This is a genomic window from Sphingomonas phyllosphaerae FA2, from assembly GCF_000427645.1.
GTDB lineage: Bacteria > Pseudomonadota > Alphaproteobacteria > Sphingomonadales > Sphingomonadaceae > Sphingomonas > Sphingomonas phyllosphaerae.
In genome coordinates this window covers 3,697,697-3,714,950 of the sequence record NZ_KE386571.1, presented here as the reverse complement: position 1 = coordinate 3,714,950, position 17,254 = coordinate 3,697,697, and the positions used below count along the sequence as shown (strand labels likewise).

Annotated in this window: 17 protein-coding genes; 10 read left to right on the top strand and 7 right to left on the bottom strand. The window is 61.4% G+C overall.

Going from position 1 to position 17,254, the window contains the following annotated elements; all coding sequences use genetic code 11:
* Nucleotides 1-166 precede the first annotated feature (166 nt).
* The 3 genes from SPHPH_RS0117930 to SPHPH_RS0117920 are packed head-to-tail and all read left to right on the top strand — an operon-like array spanning nucleotide 167 to nucleotide 3,923.
* Nucleotides 167-1,489: an ABC-three component system protein gene (locus tag SPHPH_RS0117930; protein WP_037488826.1), complete on the top strand. Its 1,323-nt coding sequence runs from the start codon at nucleotides 167-169 to the stop codon at nucleotides 1,487-1,489.
* Nucleotides 1,486-2,001 carry an ABC-three component system middle component 5 gene (locus tag SPHPH_RS0117925; protein WP_037488824.1) on the top strand — a complete coding sequence of 172 codons (516 nt, stop codon included), beginning with the start codon at nucleotides 1,486-1,488 and terminating at the stop codon, nucleotides 1,999-2,001. Before SPHPH_RS0117930 ends, SPHPH_RS0117925 begins: the two co-directional genes overlap by 4 nt.
* The gene (locus SPHPH_RS0117920; RefSeq protein ID WP_028967922.1) at nucleotides 1,998-3,923 is read left to right on the top strand and encodes an AAA family ATPase; all 1,926 of its coding nucleotides are present in this window, start codon (nucleotides 1,998-2,000) and stop codon (nucleotides 3,921-3,923) included. The genes SPHPH_RS0117925 and SPHPH_RS0117920 overlap by 4 nt, the downstream gene beginning before the upstream one ends.
* Nucleotides 3,924-4,020: 97 nt before the next feature.
* Here the strand turns inward: SPHPH_RS0117920 and SPHPH_RS0117915 are convergent, their stop codons facing one another.
* Nucleotides 4,021-4,350 carry a hypothetical protein gene (locus SPHPH_RS0117915; protein WP_028967921.1) on the bottom strand — a complete coding sequence of 110 codons (330 nt, stop codon included), beginning with the start codon at nucleotides 4,348-4,350 and terminating at the stop codon, nucleotides 4,021-4,023.
* Between the two features lie 194 nt (nucleotides 4,351-4,544).
* Between SPHPH_RS0117915 and SPHPH_RS20225 the strand changes: the two genes are divergently transcribed.
* The gene (locus tag SPHPH_RS20225; RefSeq protein ID WP_156026101.1) at nucleotides 4,545-5,987 is read left to right on the top strand and encodes a hypothetical protein; all 1,443 of its coding nucleotides are present in this window, start codon (nucleotides 4,545-4,547) and stop codon (nucleotides 5,985-5,987) included.
* Between the two features lie 34 nt (nucleotides 5,988-6,021).
* On the opposite strand, the gene SPHPH_RS0117900 is transcribed toward SPHPH_RS20225, so the two are convergent.
* A complete protein-coding gene (locus SPHPH_RS0117900; RefSeq protein WP_028967920.1) occupies nucleotides 6,022-6,450 on the bottom strand; it encodes a DUF5615 family PIN-like protein in 429 nt (142 codons plus the stop codon).
* Nucleotides 6,447-7,097: a DUF433 domain-containing protein gene (locus SPHPH_RS0117895; protein ID WP_202900679.1), complete on the bottom strand. Its 651-nt coding sequence runs from the start codon at nucleotides 7,095-7,097 to the stop codon at nucleotides 6,447-6,449. Before SPHPH_RS0117895 ends, SPHPH_RS0117900 begins: the two co-directional genes overlap by 4 nt.
* A 159-nt stretch (nucleotides 7,098-7,256) precedes the next feature.
* Between SPHPH_RS0117895 and SPHPH_RS0117890 the strand changes: the two genes are divergently transcribed.
* Nucleotides 7,257-7,940, top strand: a complete 684-nt coding sequence (locus tag SPHPH_RS0117890) for a hypothetical protein (protein WP_028967918.1) — start codon at nucleotides 7,257-7,259, stop codon at nucleotides 7,938-7,940.
* A 79-nt stretch (nucleotides 7,941-8,019) separates the two neighbouring features.
* Entirely contained in the window at nucleotides 8,020-9,171 is a 1,152-nt protein-coding gene (locus SPHPH_RS0117885; protein ID WP_156026099.1) for a DUF3800 domain-containing protein, read from the top strand.
* A 530-nt stretch (nucleotides 9,172-9,701) separates the two neighbouring features.
* Here SPHPH_RS0117885 and SPHPH_RS0117880 read toward each other — a convergent pair.
* From SPHPH_RS0117880 to SPHPH_RS0117865, 3 genes are all read right to left on the bottom strand, one after another.
* Nucleotides 9,702-11,138, bottom strand: a complete 1,437-nt coding sequence (locus tag SPHPH_RS0117880; RefSeq protein WP_156026097.1) for a hypothetical protein — start codon at nucleotides 11,136-11,138, stop codon at nucleotides 9,702-9,704.
* A gap of 77 nt (nucleotides 11,139-11,215) precedes the next feature.
* Nucleotides 11,216-11,425: a hypothetical protein gene (locus tag SPHPH_RS0117870; RefSeq protein ID WP_156026095.1), complete on the bottom strand. Its 210-nt coding sequence runs from the start codon at nucleotides 11,423-11,425 to the stop codon at nucleotides 11,216-11,218.
* Nucleotides 11,425-12,066, bottom strand: a complete 642-nt coding sequence (locus tag SPHPH_RS0117865) for a hypothetical protein (protein WP_028967913.1) — start codon at nucleotides 12,064-12,066, stop codon at nucleotides 11,425-11,427. Before SPHPH_RS0117865 ends, SPHPH_RS0117870 begins: the two co-directional genes overlap by 1 nt.
* A 203-nt stretch (nucleotides 12,067-12,269) precedes the next feature.
* Between SPHPH_RS0117865 and SPHPH_RS0117860 the strand changes: the two genes are divergently transcribed.
* The 4 genes from SPHPH_RS0117860 (at nucleotide 12,270) to SPHPH_RS0117845 (ending at nucleotide 16,364) form a co-directional block, all read left to right on the top strand.
* Nucleotides 12,270-14,450: a hypothetical protein gene (locus SPHPH_RS0117860; protein ID WP_028967912.1), complete on the top strand. Its 2,181-nt coding sequence runs from the start codon at nucleotides 12,270-12,272 to the stop codon at nucleotides 14,448-14,450.
* A 105-nt stretch (nucleotides 14,451-14,555) separates the two neighbouring features.
* Complete coding sequence (locus SPHPH_RS0117855; protein ID WP_028967911.1) at nucleotides 14,556-15,071, top strand: hypothetical protein; 516 nt, start codon at nucleotides 14,556-14,558, stop codon at nucleotides 15,069-15,071.
* Nucleotides 15,072-15,074: 3 nt separating this feature from the next.
* Nucleotides 15,075-15,740 carry a hypothetical protein gene (locus SPHPH_RS0117850; RefSeq protein ID WP_028967910.1) on the top strand — a complete coding sequence of 222 codons (666 nt, stop codon included), beginning with the start codon at nucleotides 15,075-15,077 and terminating at the stop codon, nucleotides 15,738-15,740.
* A gap of 105 nt (nucleotides 15,741-15,845) precedes the next feature.
* Nucleotides 15,846-16,364 (top strand): hypothetical protein, encoded by a 519-nt coding sequence (locus SPHPH_RS0117845; protein ID WP_028967909.1) that lies wholly within the window; start codon nucleotides 15,846-15,848, stop codon nucleotides 16,362-16,364.
* A gap of 188 nt (nucleotides 16,365-16,552) precedes the next feature.
* On the opposite strand, the gene SPHPH_RS0117840 is transcribed toward SPHPH_RS0117845, so the two are convergent.
* Entirely contained in the window at nucleotides 16,553-17,218 is a 666-nt protein-coding gene (locus tag SPHPH_RS0117840) for a hypothetical protein (RefSeq protein WP_028967908.1), read from the bottom strand.
* Nucleotides 17,219-17,254 lie beyond the last annotated feature (36 nt).

The window sequence follows — 17,254 nt, the reverse complement described above, 5'->3', positions numbered from 1 at the left end:
GCCTACAGCGCTGACGTCAGCCAAAGTATTTTCCGTCGGACCGGCCTTACCTACCCACTCTTCCCAGGCCGGTGCGGCGGTAACGATCGCTTGACCCACTGTCGAACAACGGCAAAACCGCGATCGGCTTGGAGGGATAATTTTGGCGTCTGAAGGACCTACGCCGGTGTGGGCAACCGGATCAGAGCAACCGGTTTCCGCGCCCGCGGTCGACGTCGTGTTCGTCCATGGCTTGTCTGGCGATCGTCATACCACTTGGACTGCCCCCCATGACGCTTTTTGGCCTCAGTGGCTGGCTGACGAGTTTGACCACATCAACGTTTATCTTGCCGGATATGACTCCAGCGCCTTCGCCGGCATTCTGCTTGGCAGTGGCGCCTCGATACAAGACCTCGCCACAACACTTGCAGACGGACTTATCACTCGTCCACGTCAGGCGGATGATATCATCCTCATAACGCACAGCTTAGGGGGTCTGATCGTCAAGCAGATGCTGCGCCGATGCGCTGACTCCGGCGACATTCGTTTTCAGCGTCTGGCCCAAAAGGTTCGTGCGGTGGTGTTCCTTGGCACCCCACACCAAGGCGCTCAACTGGCGACGGCGTTCGACGTCGTGCTGCGACCGTTCAAGAGCAACGCAACACGCCAGCTTGCCTATAGTGGGCCCGACCTTCTCGACCTCAACAATTTCTTTTCAAATTACGCAATACGCGAAAAGCTAGTTGTTCGGCCGTTCTACGAGACCGAAAAAACCTTCGGCGTACATATTGTGGATCGAGTCACAGCTAATCCAAACGTTCATGGCGCCGAGCCGATCGCTGTTCAAGCCAACCACGTCGACATCTGCAAGCCGATCTCGGTCCAATCGCCCGTTTACCTTTCCGTCTGCGAGCTGTTGCGGTCGCTGCCACCTCGTAGCCGCAACCTTGTGGTCGCGCCGTCTAACGCGGTTGTGGCCACAGACGCTGGTGCCAGCGCCTCGCCTGCTACCCTACTGCCAGCCACCATCACTGACATGGGGCACACGGCACCCGTCGTCGACTGCGCACCCACAACCGCCATCGCGACACCCTCGGGCGTCACGCCAGACATTCTCGAAGATTTCGCCTATTTCACCACTGTGGCACCGGACGATCGCCGCCCACTGGAGCAGAAGTTGCAGGACGCGGGCCGGAGCTACCAGATCCGGGATGCCACCCGCCGTAAGGAGCGGTTCGCAATGGCGTTACGGCGTCATATCGCCCAGCCATCCGCCGTCACCCGCTATACCCAGTTGCTTGGCGACGTCGAAAGCCGCTTTTCGCGACATGTTCGGCGCCCCATCAGCGAAGGAGCAACACTGGCGCAGGTCGATCGAGCCATTCAGTCGGATGTCCTAGATCCTTGCCTGCAGCAGTTTTCCAGCCCAGGTAGCGAGATCACCTCGGCGCTGGTCGACAACGCGCTCTACTACCTCGCGGGCAATTGCCACGTGAGTTGGGACGCATGAGCGAACTTCGCATCTGGCACGCAGCACGTGATCCCTACCACTGTGCGTTCCGGATGATCCGCCTACTCACCTGGAAAGGCGATGCCATGCCTCTCGACCACTTGCGGGTGCTCGACATGCTGCTGATGTATCCTTCGCTGGCGTGGCGGATGAAGCTGCCGTCCGCTGTCCGGGACCATCTGCGCGCCTTGCGCCTCCCGGCGGTCAAAGACCTCTTTGTTAGCCTGCCCGGCACCGCCTCGATCTGGCAGGACCTGCATCTGTATCAGTCAACGGCGCTCAAGCAGCTGGCGGGGCGAAGCCTTCTTAAACGTGACGCTCTGCGCGACCGATATGCCGCTTTGGATCAACGCCATATGCCCGTCGCTCTCAGCGATCGCGTCGATGCGGAGAACAGCGCCCAAGCTGCCTTCATGACGTTTTTAATCGAAGACATCGCCAGCCTCCCTGCCACGGGATCGGACAACATATTTAAGAGAGCCGGCGTACCAGCCCGGGGGCCAGTAGCATGAGGAGCCAACTGATCGTTGATCGCATGCTGGTCGTTCAAGCCAGCAATGTCCTCTACGACGAGCGTTTCCATCACGGCGTCAACATCATTCATGGCTCGAACGGTTCCGGCAAGTCGACGCTCGCCGATTTCATTTTCTTCGGACTAGGGGGCGACCTCCGCGAGTGGAAACCTTACGCATCTCGCGCTGAGGCGGTCATGCTCCAGATCACCACGCCCCAGGGCGTGCTTACTACCCGTCGCTACGTCTCGAGCGATGCATCGCGTCCAATGGATATCTTCTTTGGATCAATGGAGGAGGCGCTGAGTGCAGGATCAGACCTCTGGCAATGCTATCCCTACAGCCGTCCGGATCGTGGCTACAGTTTCAGCCAGATCCTCTTCCGCGCTATCGGACTGCCTGAGGCGATCAGTGATGGCGCCAGCAATCTTACGATGCATCAAATCCTACGGATGCTCTACGTCGATCAGCTCACCCCAATCCAGCGCATCTTCCGTGTTGATAGCTGGGACACCTGGCAAACACGCCAGGCGATCGGCGAACTCCTTGCCGGCATCGGCGGGTACGAGCTCTACGATCGGCAGATCCTGCTGCGAGAAACTGAGAAAAAATACAAAGAGATCTCGACCGCGCTCACCAACCTGATGGCGGTCGCATCAGGCTATGGCGAGCAAATCCTCGTCGAGCACATCGAGGCTGGTATCGCGAATGCCGATCTCGAGCGTACCCGCCTGCTAGCCGCGATTGACGCCCTAAGCGATGATGATGACCATGATGACGCGTCGCAAGCTCTAAAGGCTGCACGCGCCGAGGCCCTGAAGGCATTCCGAACGAGCCGGCGCCGCGTTGTCGACCTGACCGACGCGATCGAGACGCTCGGCTACGAAATTGCCGACGCCGACGCGTTCTTAGAGCACCTTCGTGAGTCGTTGCGGGACTTCGATGATGCCGCGCTCACCTTTAGCGCGCTTGGCCGCTTGGAATTTGATTATTGCCCATCCTGCTTCGCCGTGGTCCACGAAAAGGCGGCGGATCATTGTCAGCTGTGCGATCAGCCACATGTACTCGGCGCCGACGACTCACGCACTTTGGCGGTACGGCTTGACCTGCAGATGCAGCTACGGGAGTCTACCGGGCTTCAAGAAGAACGGCGTGCCGAGCTTGCAACCATGACCGCCAACCTTCGCGTCGCCAAGCTCGAGCTCCGTCGCGCCACCACAACGATCGAGGTATCCCGGACCGGACCGGCGACTAAACGGGAGGCCAGCGTCGCCGAACTCAGTCGCAAGGTTGGTTTTATCGATAGCCAGCTTGAGGTGCTTCAAAGGCGGCTTGAACTTGGCCGTAACATCAGGGTGCTGTCGTTGCAAAAAGAAGGTCTGAACGCTGATGTCAGCCGCCTGCGCAGCGAGGTAGAAGCGATTGGTCGCTCGCAGGATCAGCGAAAGCGTTCAGCTTATACGTTGATCTCAAACGAAGCCAAAGCACTCCTAGACGACGATCTAGAGGAACACTCCGACTTCGGTCAGATCGACTATATCGACTTCAGCTTTGCCGAGGACTGGATCGCAATCAATAAAGACAAGAATCGCGCCGGAAGCGCTAGTGGGATGGTTGTGCTTAAAAATAGCTTTGCCGCCGCCACCTTGCTTGCCTCAATCGCCGACAAACGCTTTTGCCTTCCCCGCTGGATGCTTTTCGACAACGTTGAAGACAAAGGTATGGTTGAAGAACGGTCGTGGAATTTTCAGCGACTGCTAGTCTCGCGGTCGAAACAGGCCGAAAATTTACACCAAATAATCTTTACTACTTCCAAGATCGCGCCAGAGCTAGAATCAAGCAACCTCGTGGTTGGACGCAAATATACAAAAGCGGCTCCATCCCTAGCGATTGTTGGACAGCTTGGGTCACCGTTGCCCTAGCGATGACCTGGGTAAATCATAATGACTCAACCTGCCGCGTCGATCCGACAGCTCTAACCTGACACCACAAGGTTCGTCTATCTTGCGCCAATCACCACTAGTTAATCGTTAATTCGGCATACTTGCGGACATCTTGAAACCAAGATTCTTTGCTCGTCCGCAACCCTCTTCCATAGGCGAAGGCCCACATTCCCTCGGCATCTCCAAGTAGCAACGGTTCGCCCTCGGATACCTCGGACCAGATGTTCTGAACTTCGACCCAGACGCTTGCCGTCAGACGCTTTCGGCCGAGCAGGAAGAGTAGTTCCGCTTTGCGGATCTGCCCTACGCCAACTTCCCAGACACTGTGCAGGAAGCGCTGAAGCTCCAACGTGTTTTGCGATGCCATAATATGCTCCCAGAACGAGCCATCCTCGCTATAGCTCACAACGTTGCTCCTATAAAATAGCGTCCCCTCTTAAATGTCAAGCTCAGGCCCTAATTCTAGGAACCCTTGCAGGCTCTCTGCGACCACCAACTCTCCAGCGGGGATCGCGACCCGATCTAATGTGGTAAGGTTCCAGAAGGTCCTCCCCACACGACGGTGTTGATCAACCCACTTGTTCCGGGCTCAATGGCCCTATGACCGATCACCCTTCCCGCTTCCATCGCATGAGCCTCGAGCGCTTCAACGCCTTTGCGCTGTGGAGCTGGGATCCGGAGATGCACGATCAACTGGCAATAGGATCGTGCTGGTCCACGCATGATGAGCGCATCCTCGCCGCTGTCCTTCATCATCGAGAAACTCGCCAATTTTGGCTTGCGGCGCTCGCACGAGACTCGGCAGGCCGATATCGAGGATTTACGCGATCCGGCCCTTATCCTACGGCGAGGGTTGCCGAAGATATTATGAGCGATCACCGCAGCGAGACGCTCGCGAGGGCACAACCCGACTTCACAAACTTTCCTAATCTGCGCGACGGTATCGATCTGTTCGCCCCCCAGCCGCTGCAACACGCTCTACACCCAGCGTATTTGGTTCTACGTGACGGACCCAATCAATCCGCAGCCCGCGCGATGCTAACGGAGCTTGCACGTTGGCTTCCGGACCAGGACGGAAACTTCGTCAAGGATTATCAGACCACGGGCTATAGTGCGCGCACATGGGAGCTGTACCTTTTCGCGTGCATGCGGGCGCTCGGTTTCGCTGTTGGGTCGGAGCATGCCGTTCCAGACTTCGACCTTTCAAAAGGAGAAGCCCGGATTTTCGTTGAGGCCGTTACGGCCAACGGCCCCGATACGATGACCAGTGCCATGGCATCGGGAGCACCCGAAGGGCCGCCGGAGGACTTCTGGCGTTTCATCGAGGAAGATATGCCGCTGAAGTTCGGCTCACCGCTCTACAGCAAGATGAAGAAGCGGTATTGGGAAGCGCCGCATGTTCGAGGTCACCCCTTCGTGCTGGCAATTGCGGATTTCCACGCCCCAGGATCGATGGTCTGGTCTCATACTGCAATCCCCATCTATCTGTATGGAACCAGCGCTACCGTCACGACCGACACTGATGGTCGCCGCGCGGGGATTGAGAAACCCGTGTCTGGATGGACTTCCGGGACAAAGACGGTGAGCGAACCGTTCTTCTGGCAACCCGACACCGAGCATGTTTCCGCCGTCCTTTTTTCAAATGCCGGAACTGTCTCCAAATTCAATCGGATGGGGGTAAGGGCCGGTTTCGGGGACCGCTTCGTCAGCCTCCTCCGCAAGGGCGGTTTGAACGATCCGCATCCCGGCGCCTTCGATCCCATCCCCTTCGATATCGACGTCGAAAGCCCCGACTATCAGGAAGACTGGGCGGACGAGCTGGAGATGTACCATAATCCGAATGCCCTGCGACCGATCGATGAAGCGCTCTTCCCGGGCATGGCGCATTTCCGGATCGAGAACGGCGAAGCGATCTGGCGAGGCCCCTCCCCTCGCGTGCTCTTCTCTCGGACGACGACGATAGATTTCCTCGGTGACGAAGTGCGTGCCAAGCTGAAGGACGAAGGTAAAGACGGTGGGTTGCGAGGTCGCGTGGCGCGCTGACCAGAGCCCGCATTCCGTTGCATCGCTCGAGCCGCTAGAGCGTCGGCAGGTCGTAAAGCGTGATCTCAATACTCTCCTGCTCATCTTCGGCGATGAGCGTGATTTCCAAGCATTTGTTGACGAGATCGTCGTTCAGCCGATCGATCTCGTCGAGCGCGACATCGAACAGCTCCAGCTGCATGTCGAGGTCCATTCCCTTGGGTCCATTAAGACAGATCAAGCCAGGATGCAGTTCGACATCCTTGTAGAGGCCCTTCTCGCCCGGCTGATCTGCCGCGCCTCGGAAGTCGATCGAGTTCTTCGTCACAAGCGTGTAGTCGCCGGCTATGACGATTGGCACGAGGGTCCAATCCTGCGTGCCCGCCAAGCCCCGGTACACAACGCTCGTTGTCTCCTCGTGTCCGCGGGCAACTGCGCGATGTACAAGTTCGCTGCTAAGGCACTCGTCGATGAAGAGCTTCACGCGCTCTGCCGTCGCCGTTCGATCGTACGCTTCGAGTTGATCTTCGCCCCTTCGACGGGGCGGCGCTCTGGCGGACGGCCCTGGAGCGGATTTGCCTTCGCATAGAGCGACGCCAATTCGATATGCTCGGCCTTCAGCAAGGGATAGGCACTGGCAATCCGAGAAGGGGATATGCCTGCGGCTACCGAAGCTGCGACATCATGGACTGGCACCCTGGTCCCCGCGATCACAGGCGTGCCGCCGAGAATGGCAGGGTCCACCGTCACAATCTCACGCGCCGCCAAATAGCGCCCCCACCGCTCGTGCGTCTCGTACCAGAAGGCGTCGAGATCGAGGGCCAGGAAGTCGTGCTGAACCACGCAATGGCGCCGCAACGAATGCCATCGCGAGGTCTCCTCGCCTGCCGCTTCAACCCGCTTGTCGATATCCAGTATCGCGAACCGGCGCTCGTCTGCGGTCAGCTTGCCGGCACTGCGGTGATAGAATGCGATGTAGAAGCAGGCCTCGGCCCAGACACTCTTTCCCTTCCCGCGACGTACAACGCGTGGAGGCAAGGCGCGGTCGATCGCATGATTGACGATCTTCAGATCAACGCCGGAGACGACCGCCGCCTCGGTCGGCTTGAGAAAATCGAAACTCTCAGCCACGCACTCCACCTCGATATGTCTTCCCACGAACGGGAATATATATACTCTGTGCTCCGCCAGCAAGGACGGACCCGTGAAAGCCCCTGCCCGACCGCTCCCTGACGCGGACGAAGGGCTACCCGGCATCCTTGCAGATACGAGCTGGAGAAGTGAGCCAAGATGCCGCACTACCACATCGATACTCACGAGAATGGCAGCATCCGAGGGATCCTACGCGACGGCGAACCGCAACCCGAGAGCGTCTCCTTGGAGCAACTGTTCTCGATCGTGACCCTTTATTTCAAGCTGGCGGGATCGAACCTGCAGTTGCTCGAGCGCGCAGACAGCAAGCCGCTCCGCCGCGCTCACGGCGTGCAGGCCTTCATCATGAGTCTGACCGGAGTCGAGGCCTTCACCAACACATACTTCAAGCTTCGAGGTCAGGAGCTTGGCGATACAAGGCTGGAGGAACGGGTCAGTCAGCGCCATGGCTCGTTGACTCGCAAGATCGAGCAGCTGATGGCGATGACGCCCGAAGGATCGATCGAAGACCAAACCAGGATCATCGGACGTATCCACGGTTTGTCTCAGCTACGAAACGACCTTGTTCATCCGCAATGGGAGCCGGCATCGATGACGCTCGGCGGCAATGTCCCAATTAAAATTGAAGGTCTAGTCCGCAACTTTCAGGCTGCCTTCGAGGACGCGCTCTTCTGCCGCGAGGCACTGATGTGGTGCCTCCTACTTGTCGCGCGAGTTGGCAAAGCGCGGGGTAACGCCGACCTGTCTCCCTTCCTCTTCCACTGGACCGGCATTTATGGCCTCACCGAGGCCCAGATCCTAAGCGAGCTCGGACTAGCCTGAGCGTTGATATCAAAGCGTCAAACACACCCGTGCGGTTTGGCGTACCCCTTACATGGCCGGAAAACGCAAGGCGAAGCTGATGAACGACCGTAACGACTTCCACGCTGGTGAGGATGAGCTGCCCGCCGAGCGCATCGACATTAACGTTGATGAGCACCGCAATCCTGCGATCGAACTCTGGGGACTGCGAGCCACGGACGAGGCCCGCACTTTCTACTACGACGAGACAAATAATCATCGTCTGATCAAGGTCACAGACGACGGCTTCAACGTGCCCGACCCCCGGCCGTTCGTCCTAGGCGGTGTGGCGCATCCAGGCCCTGTGAAGCCCATCGACCTAGCACCTCTGCGCAAGGCAATGGGAATTCAACCGAACACCCCCGAGATCAAGTTTGAGCACGTGGCTAAAGGCGATTTTCTAACGAAACTCGGCTCCAAAAGGCTCCAGCACTTCTTGGAATGGCTTACCGCTGAGGAATACCTCGTGCACTTCTTAGCTCTCGATCCGGTGTATTTCTCCTTTGTTGACATTATCGACTCAATGCCCTTGGTCGATCTGTTTGATCCGGGTGGTCGATGGATCCTTAAGAACGATCTATACCGCGTGCTCCGCCGAAATCTCCCAATGACACAGGACATTTTGCGTCGCTACTCCTACCCTGCCGTTGCCCAGGGAGATGTCAGGGGCTTCCTTCATGAAGTGATGGCGCTCGTTGATGATACCGACGAGTTCGATGATGAGCACCACCGCAGGATGCTCAAAGACGTCCTTATGTCGGGCCGCTCCTTGGATGGCCTACTGCTTTTGGACGACGTCCCGCGCGTCATCATGGACGACTTCCGGCAGATGTTCATTCACCGCATCTGCCTCTTCAAGGCGAGCCAACACATCCTCGATAGAGAAGATAAAATCAGCGTAATTCTTGAGGATTATCGGTTCATCGAAGGGGGCATGCCAATTGAACTATATCGGTTTGTTGACTCCAAGGCCGAGCCAGGGGTGCAGCTTTCCGATGTGGTGGTGGGTCTGCTTGGCGCTTGCTTAGCTTGGCTCCGCGACGTTCCTCTAGAAAGGATCACGTACATCAAGGCCGACCTCACTGAAGCCCAAGACACAAACCGGCTTCTGTTTAGCGCTCTCCTCAATCGGTCAATTTCCGTTACCGATGCATTTGTCGAAAAGGTTCTCAGCCTTGATGACATGCAACGTCTGGAGGCTTTCTTGGAATGATAGAAGGGACTTAGCAGCCGACCTGGTGTCCATTCCTCAGGGCTGTCCCCTACCTGTTTTCGCACGAGAATGATGCGGTCGAACCGTCATAACGTCTTGCATGCCTCTCACGAGGCCTTGTTCTGGCAGGGTCGCCCCTCCGACGCCCTGGTGCACTTAGGGTATACCTTACGAGGACCGACACGCGGCTGGTGCTTCAAAGGCCGTCCGATGACGTAAAAAGGACTGAACAAAAAAGCACCACTTATCAAAGACAGGGGCATAATCATCCCGGCGTACCTGCGCGTTGATTTCTGATAGGATGGGTCACGCACACGTGAATCCTTCTATCCTTTCGGAGTCGGGCGCGCTATCCGGATCACGCCGTGCAACGCTGAAGATGAAATTCAAGCCAAGGTGCATCTCTGAGCTTTTTCGCTTGCTCACCAACCATGAGCCTGGTGACGCGCTACTGGTCGGGCAGGTTGAACGGCTGTCTCGCCTCACTTGTCCGGAGTGGAACTGTTTGCGCGGCCACCTGACGCTGGAACTCAAGACTTCATCTGATGCAAATGGAACACCTGCGCGCTACTAACACGCTTGTTGATGGCCAGATCGAGTGTGTCGAAGACCGCGCGCCGTTCGCGCCAGCTGTCGTTCTCCCAAACTCGCCCATAGCGTTTAGTATGGGCCAGGAACTCTGTTACCGCGACGATGAACGGGTCGTCGTTTGCGGCTCCCTCGAGCATTTCACTTATGCCTGTTCGTTGTACCCGAGAACGCCGCCTAGTGTGCAGGTCCGGATCTTTCAGAATAGCTGATCGCAGAGCATCGACGATGGCGCGAGTCCGACCTTTCCAGCCGTCATGTAAGTCGTCGGCGTAAAAGTCCGGCATGGAGAGGAAGGGCGCGCACTGGCGGCGGCGCCCATCCTCGATTGCGCCGCGGATCTGATCTTCCAAATGCTGCTCCATCTGGGCAAGTCGCATCGCAACAAGCCCGACGGCCTCCAATGGTGACAACCCTGCGTACCAAAGCTGGCAGGCTTGCTGACGCCCGAGCGTAGCGTCGGTTTGGCTCTGTTGCGCCTGACGTGCGAGGGCGTCAGCCGTGCTCCCCCAGCGCTCCCGGACAGCACATACGATGTCGTCGAGGGCAAACTTGCCCTCACGCCGTTCCAGATCGCCTGCGATCGCGCCCGCGCGCTTGCGGATATCGATGACATCGGTCTGTCGCGACCTGAACTCGGGTGTGCTCCGTTCATCCCAAGTCGTCTTGTAGGCGGCTAGTAATTTCCCCGTCAGCGTGCCGATAGGGCGGAGCACCGCAAGCAGCGTCGCGGCCTTGATGCGCTGTCCTTCGCCGCGGATCAGCCACCCGAGCGGCCGTGTCATCGACCGCCGCACCCGCGCTGTCGTCGCCTGACAATCGAAGCCTGCCCAGATCAGCGCCATGCGGGTGAGCAGCCAGATCGCTCTCTCATCACCCAGGCTGACGACTTCGCCGTTGGTGATGGCAGTCAACGCCTTGTGGTGCCGCCCGGTCACCACAGCCTCGAAGAAGTCCCGGTGATGCTGGCGCGTCGCCCACATCCGGTCGACGAATTCTCCAAAGGCGTCATGGGGCGTTGCGCCCCCTGCCCAGCCTCGAACAAGCGTATCGCACAACGCGGTGTCGCCGCCGCTGCGTGATATCAGCCAGCGGCACAAAGCTGCCAGTTCGTCTGCGCTTTGTGGCACGCGTTCGTCAGTCAACGGCAGATAGCGTGCGTCGAGTACCGCGAGCGGCAGATCATCAAGACTGGCCTGACCAAACAGCAATGCCCGCTTTTCGGCTTGCGTCAGGTGGTCTCCACGCGCCTCGGCATGCAACCGGCTGATCAACCGGTCGAGATCGGCCGCCGAACGCGGGAAGTCGGCAAGTACCTCTTTGGCGAGCCGCACCACGTTGACGGAGAGATAACGCGCGAGGTTCTTGTCAGCTTTCACGGCGCCCTCGCTTCATGCCGGTCAGACCTACCCGTGTCCTGATTACCAATTCGCCAACTAGAGCGTCGAAGGTGCTATCACAGTTCGGCGAGCGCCGCCTCGATCCTGGCTTGCGCGACCTCGGCAAGCTTGCGGCACTCGTTCTCGATCATGCGCGCCTTGCTATAGGCGCCATAGCCCGTTCGCCCCGCGGCCAGCTCCTGCTCGACCTGCACAACCGCTCTTTCCAGAATGCTGCGCCTGGCCTCGACCAGCGCGAGCAGTTCGTCGAGATCGTCCGGGATCATCATGCGCTCCAGCTGTCGGGATGGGGCGGCGGCGCCCAGTAGGTCGGATTGCCGCCATGTTCCTTGATCCACTCGTACGCGGCACCGCGGTCGACGAGCGTCGGGATAGGTTTACCGAGCAGGGTGTATAGCGTCTCGATCAGTTCCGCCTGATCGTCGGTCACGTCGCGCTGCCGCCAGCGTTCGTGCGGGCCGGCGCGACCGGACGTCTCGAAGCTCGTGACGCTGGCATCATAGAGCGCCTTGCGGTGCGACCATTCGATGATCGCACCCCAACGCCTGCACCAGTCGGCCTTGCGCTGGTCGGCAAGCACCGCCCGGAGCAAGCTCCCGAACGGTTGATGGCCATTCGCCAGTCGCTCCTCGGCCATCCACCTGAGCATCATGTCGGTCTGCGCGAACAGCCCGAGCAAGGTAGTGGCATCGATCTCGCCGGCGAGCAGCACGACCGCGCCGCCGATCGCGTATTTGCGACTGTCGGCGGAACCCGGTCCGCCACGCCGACGGGGACGGGACTTTGCCTGTCGGCGGAGCTCGTTGACCTTAGCGGCCGCGACATGCTGCGCGGACGTGAGCCTGACATCCAGGTCAGCGAACCGCGCCAGCAGCGCGTCGACAGGTTGTGAGGGCTCGGCGTCCATACCGCCAAGTTGGCGTGGGCAGCGCCGTCACTCCTCCAACCTACCCACACCCTTGAAGCCGGAGGGGATGCGCCAGCCACCGCGGAGAAGTAGAACAAGGCAAAGAGTGAGAGGGGGTGGTGCGCGATAAAGTGTTTTCCGGGGCCCCAGGCGACCCGGCAAACCCATAGTGCCACCCCCTCTCACCGCAGCAGGGCAAGGTCATGAAAGCGACGCTGGGGCAGGTCAGGGACGGCGTAAGCGCGATCGCGGCGGCGATGGCGGCGGCGCGTAGCGCTCGCAACCAGGCAACCCGGGCGGCGCGCGCCGAGGTGGCCGACAGCCGTCGTTCGGCGCAGCGCTACAAGCAGGCACGGGCGCGCGAAGACCGCGAGCGCGAGCGCGCAATGAACCGTCGTTTCCGCGTCCGCGTGCCCGAGCATGAGCGGCCCCGATCGCGCGGGGCAAGCCCACGCAAGCTGTTCTACCGCGTGGCTGGCCAGGCGATCGGCACCCGGGTCACGGACGGCGGCAGCAGTCGCGCAGGTGTGCGCTCCATCCACTTCGCGGTGACGGCCCGCGGCTTTGCGTCGACCAAGGGGCGCCGCTGGCGCACCGGCGAGGGCGAGCGCGCCGCGCAGTACATCACCCGCGAAGAGGCGCTCGAGGGCGGCGAGCATGGCTGGTGGTCGAACATCGCCGCTGACCGCATTGAGCTTGTGGCGTTTTTCCGGGCGAGCGAGGCGATGGAGAGGCACGACCGGGTCAACGCCAACGTCTATATCAGCGAGGTGCTATCCCTGCCCGCTCCGCTGACCGCACAAGGGCGTCGCGAGGCCGTGGAGGAGTATTGCCGCTATTTCGATGAGCGCGGCCTGCCGTACGTGGCCGCACCGCACCTGCCCGACCCGGGCGGCGACCAGCGTAACTTTCACTGTCACATCGTCTATTCGACCCGGCCGGCTGAGCGCCTCGCGCCGTATGACTGGAGCTTTGCGGTCTCGAAGCTTACCAACGTCAACACGCCTGATGCCATTCTGGCGAGACGTAAGCTGGCAGTCGATGTGATCAACGCTGCCTTGTGCGCTGCGGGCAGCGCGCTGCGCTACACGCACCTCTCCAATCGTGCGCGTGGGACTGGTGCACCATCGGCCAAGCAGGGACAGAAAGGCACGTGGGTGCTCCGCCGCCTGGCGGCGGCCGAGCAGCGTGCCGGGCAGCTCACCCGATTGCGGGCGATGGTGACACCGCTGCGGGAAGGCCTGGCGCTATCCCGCCGGGTAGAGGTGCTCGGCAAGTCGGTGGCAGCGCGGCTCGCGGCGGCGAAGACGATCATGGTCTACAGCGGCCAGCAGCTTGCGCAGCAGCGGTCTGCGGCGCGCACCGGCGTCGGCACGAAGTTGCGCGCTACCCTCGCCTCGTCATCGCCGGTCCCCAATAATCTCGATGTGCTCGGCGCGGTGGCTGATGAGCGTCGCCGCCGGCAAGAAACGCTGGTTGCCGCGCGGGCGCATCTATTCCGGCCGCCGCCCGATTACGGCGCCGTCAGGTCGAAACTTGCGCTGCGCCTCGCCGAGAACCGGTCGTACACGCACACCTCGACAACGTCGGTCATTGAGCGATGGAAGAGCGTGCGCGACCGTTTGGCAGCCGACCTGCCTGCAGCGAAGCCGTCGATCAATACCGGCTTAGCGGCCCGCCTAGCTACGGCTGGCGAAAGGATGATGGAGCGGCAACGACTGGAGTTGCTGCGGGATACGCTTGATCAAGGGCGCGCAACTGCGCCGCAGACAGCCGGTCTGCGGGACCTCGTACGGGAGCGACTGGCGGCGAGCATGACCGTCATTGCTGACGGTATGACGACGACCGGCGACAGGATGCGGATGGTCATGCCCCATATGACGGCGAAGGCAGACATCGTCGAGCGGGAACGGCACCCCGCTGCGACAGCAATCGACGCGGAGACCCAGACCGCCGCTGTGACGCCGATCATCCCGGCCGCGCCCGACTATACGGCGCGTCACGCCGCCGCGCTTGAGAACCAGCGCATGAAGGACGAGAAAGCGCGAGACGCCGGGCGGCGCGCAGCAGTGCGGGCAAGCGCCCTTGCTCGGCTCGAAGCTGAAAATGTCACGATCACGCTGAGCGCAGCAGGAGAATACCGGCTGTCGGCACGCGCGCTGACCGATGAACAGAAAGCGGCGCTCCGTGATCCTGCGTACATCGATGAGACGACCATGCACATAGAGCGGCTCTACGAAGCGCAGCAGGCACGCGCAGGCGCGAAGGTTGAAGCCGAACCGTCGACGGCAACGTCGAGCATGCCGGCCGACATCGACGAAGGCCTGAGCGACCTGGTTCGATTCCAGACGAAGTCTGACGGGCGCGGCACCAGCCGCACGTAGCGCAGGAGGACCCTGCGCGGGAGGGAGCGGGAGGGAAGAGCGTCTCCGAAGAGCCGGATGAAAAAGGCTCGGGGCGAGACGCCCCTTCAGCAAGGTAATGCTCCAATGCCCGACAAGAACCTGACCGCCGCGACCATTCGCTGGCTCGCGCCCGAACTGCTGCGCGAGACACGCGACGCGCACGCCAGCCTGCTCCACCAGCAGCAGGCCGGCAAGACGACGATCAACCTCTACACCGTCGTGAAGCAGCTCGGTCGCGTCCAGTTCGCGATCTCGACCGACTTCATCAGCGTCGACGATAAGGCGGTGCGTCGGGTGCTGCGCTCGGGCCACGGCCATGCACTGGTCGCCTCCAGCATGCCCGGTGAATGGCTGCCGCGTCCAGTCTTCGAGATCGTCACGCGTAACGGCGATGCCGTGAAGCGCCGCGCCGGTTACCGGCTGTGGATGGGTCAGGATGGTGACAGCGCGCTGCTGGCCGACCAGCCCGGGCGTCCGGCATGGCGGATCGAGGGCAACCGGCTGGTGCGCCACCGCAGTGCGCACCTCGACGAGGGTCAGCGGCGCGCGGGCTTCGCGCGTGCCGACCGCATGATCCGCCGCCTTGCCTGGGCTGCCTGAGCCATGGCGAGGAAACCCGTCACCACCAGTACCGCGACCTCGCTGCCGGTCGCCACGTCCGCACCGATGGCCGCGAACGAAAGCGAGAGCACGCCCCCTTCCCCGCGCGACTATGCCGGCCAAGGTCCCTTCGCAGGTGATGCCGACGGCAGCTTCGGGATCATCCCGTGCATCTTCAAGGAGCGCCCCAACACGATGGTCGACGTCGTCCATCGCCGGCTGGTGCAGTTCGGACGGCCGATGACCGAGCCGTGGCAGCCGACCTGTTCGCGCTGGGACGTGCTTTTGCCTACGCATGCGCCCGACGCCTGCCACGACCCGCATACGCTGGCACGCCTGATCGATGCCCAGCGGCTGCCCGAGCAGCAGGATCTCGCGATCCTCATTACGCTGCGGTTCGCGCATCATGCGTTGCTGCACCGCGGATGGGAGCTTGCCCGCGGCTTCGCGCTCCAGCGACTGGCGCGCGACCGCGACGTGCCGGTGGTCGCAGCACTCCACGTGCCGCAGATCGCGGCACGCAAGCACAAGCCGCACGTCCATCTCGTCGCGTCGAGCCGGCGTATCCTCGGTTCTAACTGCGCCGACTTCGTCGACGACCTGCTTGGCCCCGACGCCAAGGCGACCGCGGCCGCGCTGTGGAACGACTGGGTCGCCGAACACGGCTGAGCTCCAGCGCTCCGGCCGGCAGCGCACCGAACGTCACCGCACCATCATGCCCCTCACCCCTCTGGCGAGGCACCTCCCTCGCCGAGCACACTCCCGGATATCATCATGATCGCCCTGATCGAACTCCTTCACATCGGCTCGCCTGTCGTGCGCGTCATGCTCGGGCTACTGCCGCACCTGCCGGCCCCGGTCATCTTCAAGCCGGCGCGCTCCTCGAAGGTGCCTGCCGGCTGCGTGCAGGTTCCCACCGCAAACCTCATCATCGCCGGCGCTGCCGGTCCGATCGGTCATGCCTTGCTGAACGCCGACGCCATCGCGCGGGAAGCGCGGTGCGACCTGATCCTCGTCTCGCTACGTGAGCCTGGCCACCCGCATGCGATCCGCTTCGATGCCATCCTCCACCTCGATGACCGTACCGAACATGCCAGCGACTTGCTACTGTGGCGTTGCAAGAACCGGGCGGCGGCGCTGGTGCCGGTCGCCCGCCATGGTCAATCGATCGTGATGGGACGCAGCGGGCTCATCCCGAGCGATGCGCTACCCTATGCTAACCCAGTCGAACGATTGCAGGGGCTCGCCATGGCCAGTGCCGAGTTGCGCCGCACCCTGTGGGACGAGCAATAGATGGAACGTCTGCAAGCCGATGGCATCCGCAGTTTTCCGCCCGATAGCACGACAGCGTCGTCGGCTTTGCTTCCCGGTCGGCTGCAGCAATTTCCGAAAATGCTCGGGCGAAGGCATGCTGGCATGCGTGCTTCGCCCGAGCTGCCAGACGGCCAGAGAGGTCACCGCGCGGGCGGCGGCTCATTGGATTAGAACGAGGATTTCGCCGCCGTTCCGCCTCCCGCAGCGCGCTGGACGCCGGCTTGCCAGCTCCGCTCGGCATCGCCGCCCTCCAGCAGAGCGAGTTTCGCCTTGTGGTACACATCTTCTTCGGCATGGAGTGCCGACTTCGCAGTGCCATATGCCGAACGGCACGGTTCGCCACCGCTGCACCAGGTCATTTCGAGCGGCGCTGACGGGGAAGAAGCACGGGTTGGCGTACCATAACGCTGGGTCAGCTGCGTACGGAGTTGCGCCCCGGTGCGGCCGGCCATCGGCGCTTCGTATTTGACGAGCTTCACCACCGCGCCCGAGGGCACCGGCTTGAACTCGACGATCAGCTGCTCATCGCCCTTCTTCGACTGGATCGTGGCGATGCCGTTTCGCGGCAGATCGAACGACGAGTCGCCGCGCTGACGCCGCTTCTCCTCCTCCACAATCACTGCCCAGTCGCGCCCCGGGAAGGTCTCGACCTTCCACCCGTCGCGGGCGAGCGCCGTTTGCACATCGGCGGCGGTCATGCCGATCCGCACACCCGCCACATCGAGCGGCTTAGCCGCGGCTCTGGTCTGCGCCGCTGCGTCCTGTTCCGCGACGGACGCCGAGCCACAGGCGGCGAGAAGAGCCAAAGCGGCGGTGGCGGTGATCCTCGTCATCATGATCTATCCTTGAGATTGTCCGGGCGCACATCG

Bases quoted from the DNA above. Each gene is read 5' to 3' on its own strand.
- SPHPH_RS0117870 (WP_156026095.1), bottom strand. From the start codon at position 11,425: ATGATCCCGGACGATCTCGACGAACTGCTCGCGCTGGTCGAGGCCAGG.
- SPHPH_RS0117840 (WP_028967908.1), bottom strand. From the start codon at position 17,218: ATGACGAGGATCACCGCCACCGCCGCTTTGGCTCTTCTCGCCGCCTGT.
- SPHPH_RS20225 (WP_156026101.1), top strand. From the start codon at position 4,545: ATGACCGATCACCCTTCCCGCTTCCATCGCATGAGCCTCGAGCGCTTC.
- SPHPH_RS0117855 (WP_028967911.1), top strand. From the start codon at position 14,556: ATGCCCGACAAGAACCTGACCGCCGCGACCATTCGCTGGCTCGCGCCC.
- SPHPH_RS0117890 (WP_028967918.1), top strand. From the start codon at position 7,257: ATGCCGCACTACCACATCGATACTCACGAGAATGGCAGCATCCGAGGG.
- SPHPH_RS0117860 (WP_028967912.1), top strand. From the start codon at position 12,270: ATGAAAGCGACGCTGGGGCAGGTCAGGGACGGCGTAAGCGCGATCGCG.
- SPHPH_RS0117865 (WP_028967913.1), bottom strand. From the start codon at position 12,066: ATGGACGCCGAGCCCTCACAACCTGTCGACGCGCTGCTGGCGCGGTTC.
- SPHPH_RS0117925 (WP_037488824.1), top strand. From the start codon at position 1,486: ATGAGCGAACTTCGCATCTGGCACGCAGCACGTGATCCCTACCACTGT.
- SPHPH_RS0117850 (WP_028967910.1), top strand. From the start codon at position 15,075: ATGGCGAGGAAACCCGTCACCACCAGTACCGCGACCTCGCTGCCGGTC.
- SPHPH_RS0117920 (WP_028967922.1), top strand. From the start codon at position 1,998: ATGAGGAGCCAACTGATCGTTGATCGCATGCTGGTCGTTCAAGCCAGC.
- SPHPH_RS0117885 (WP_156026099.1), top strand. From the start codon at position 8,020: ATGAACGACCGTAACGACTTCCACGCTGGTGAGGATGAGCTGCCCGCC.
- SPHPH_RS0117845 (WP_028967909.1), top strand. From the start codon at position 15,846: ATGATCGCCCTGATCGAACTCCTTCACATCGGCTCGCCTGTCGTGCGC.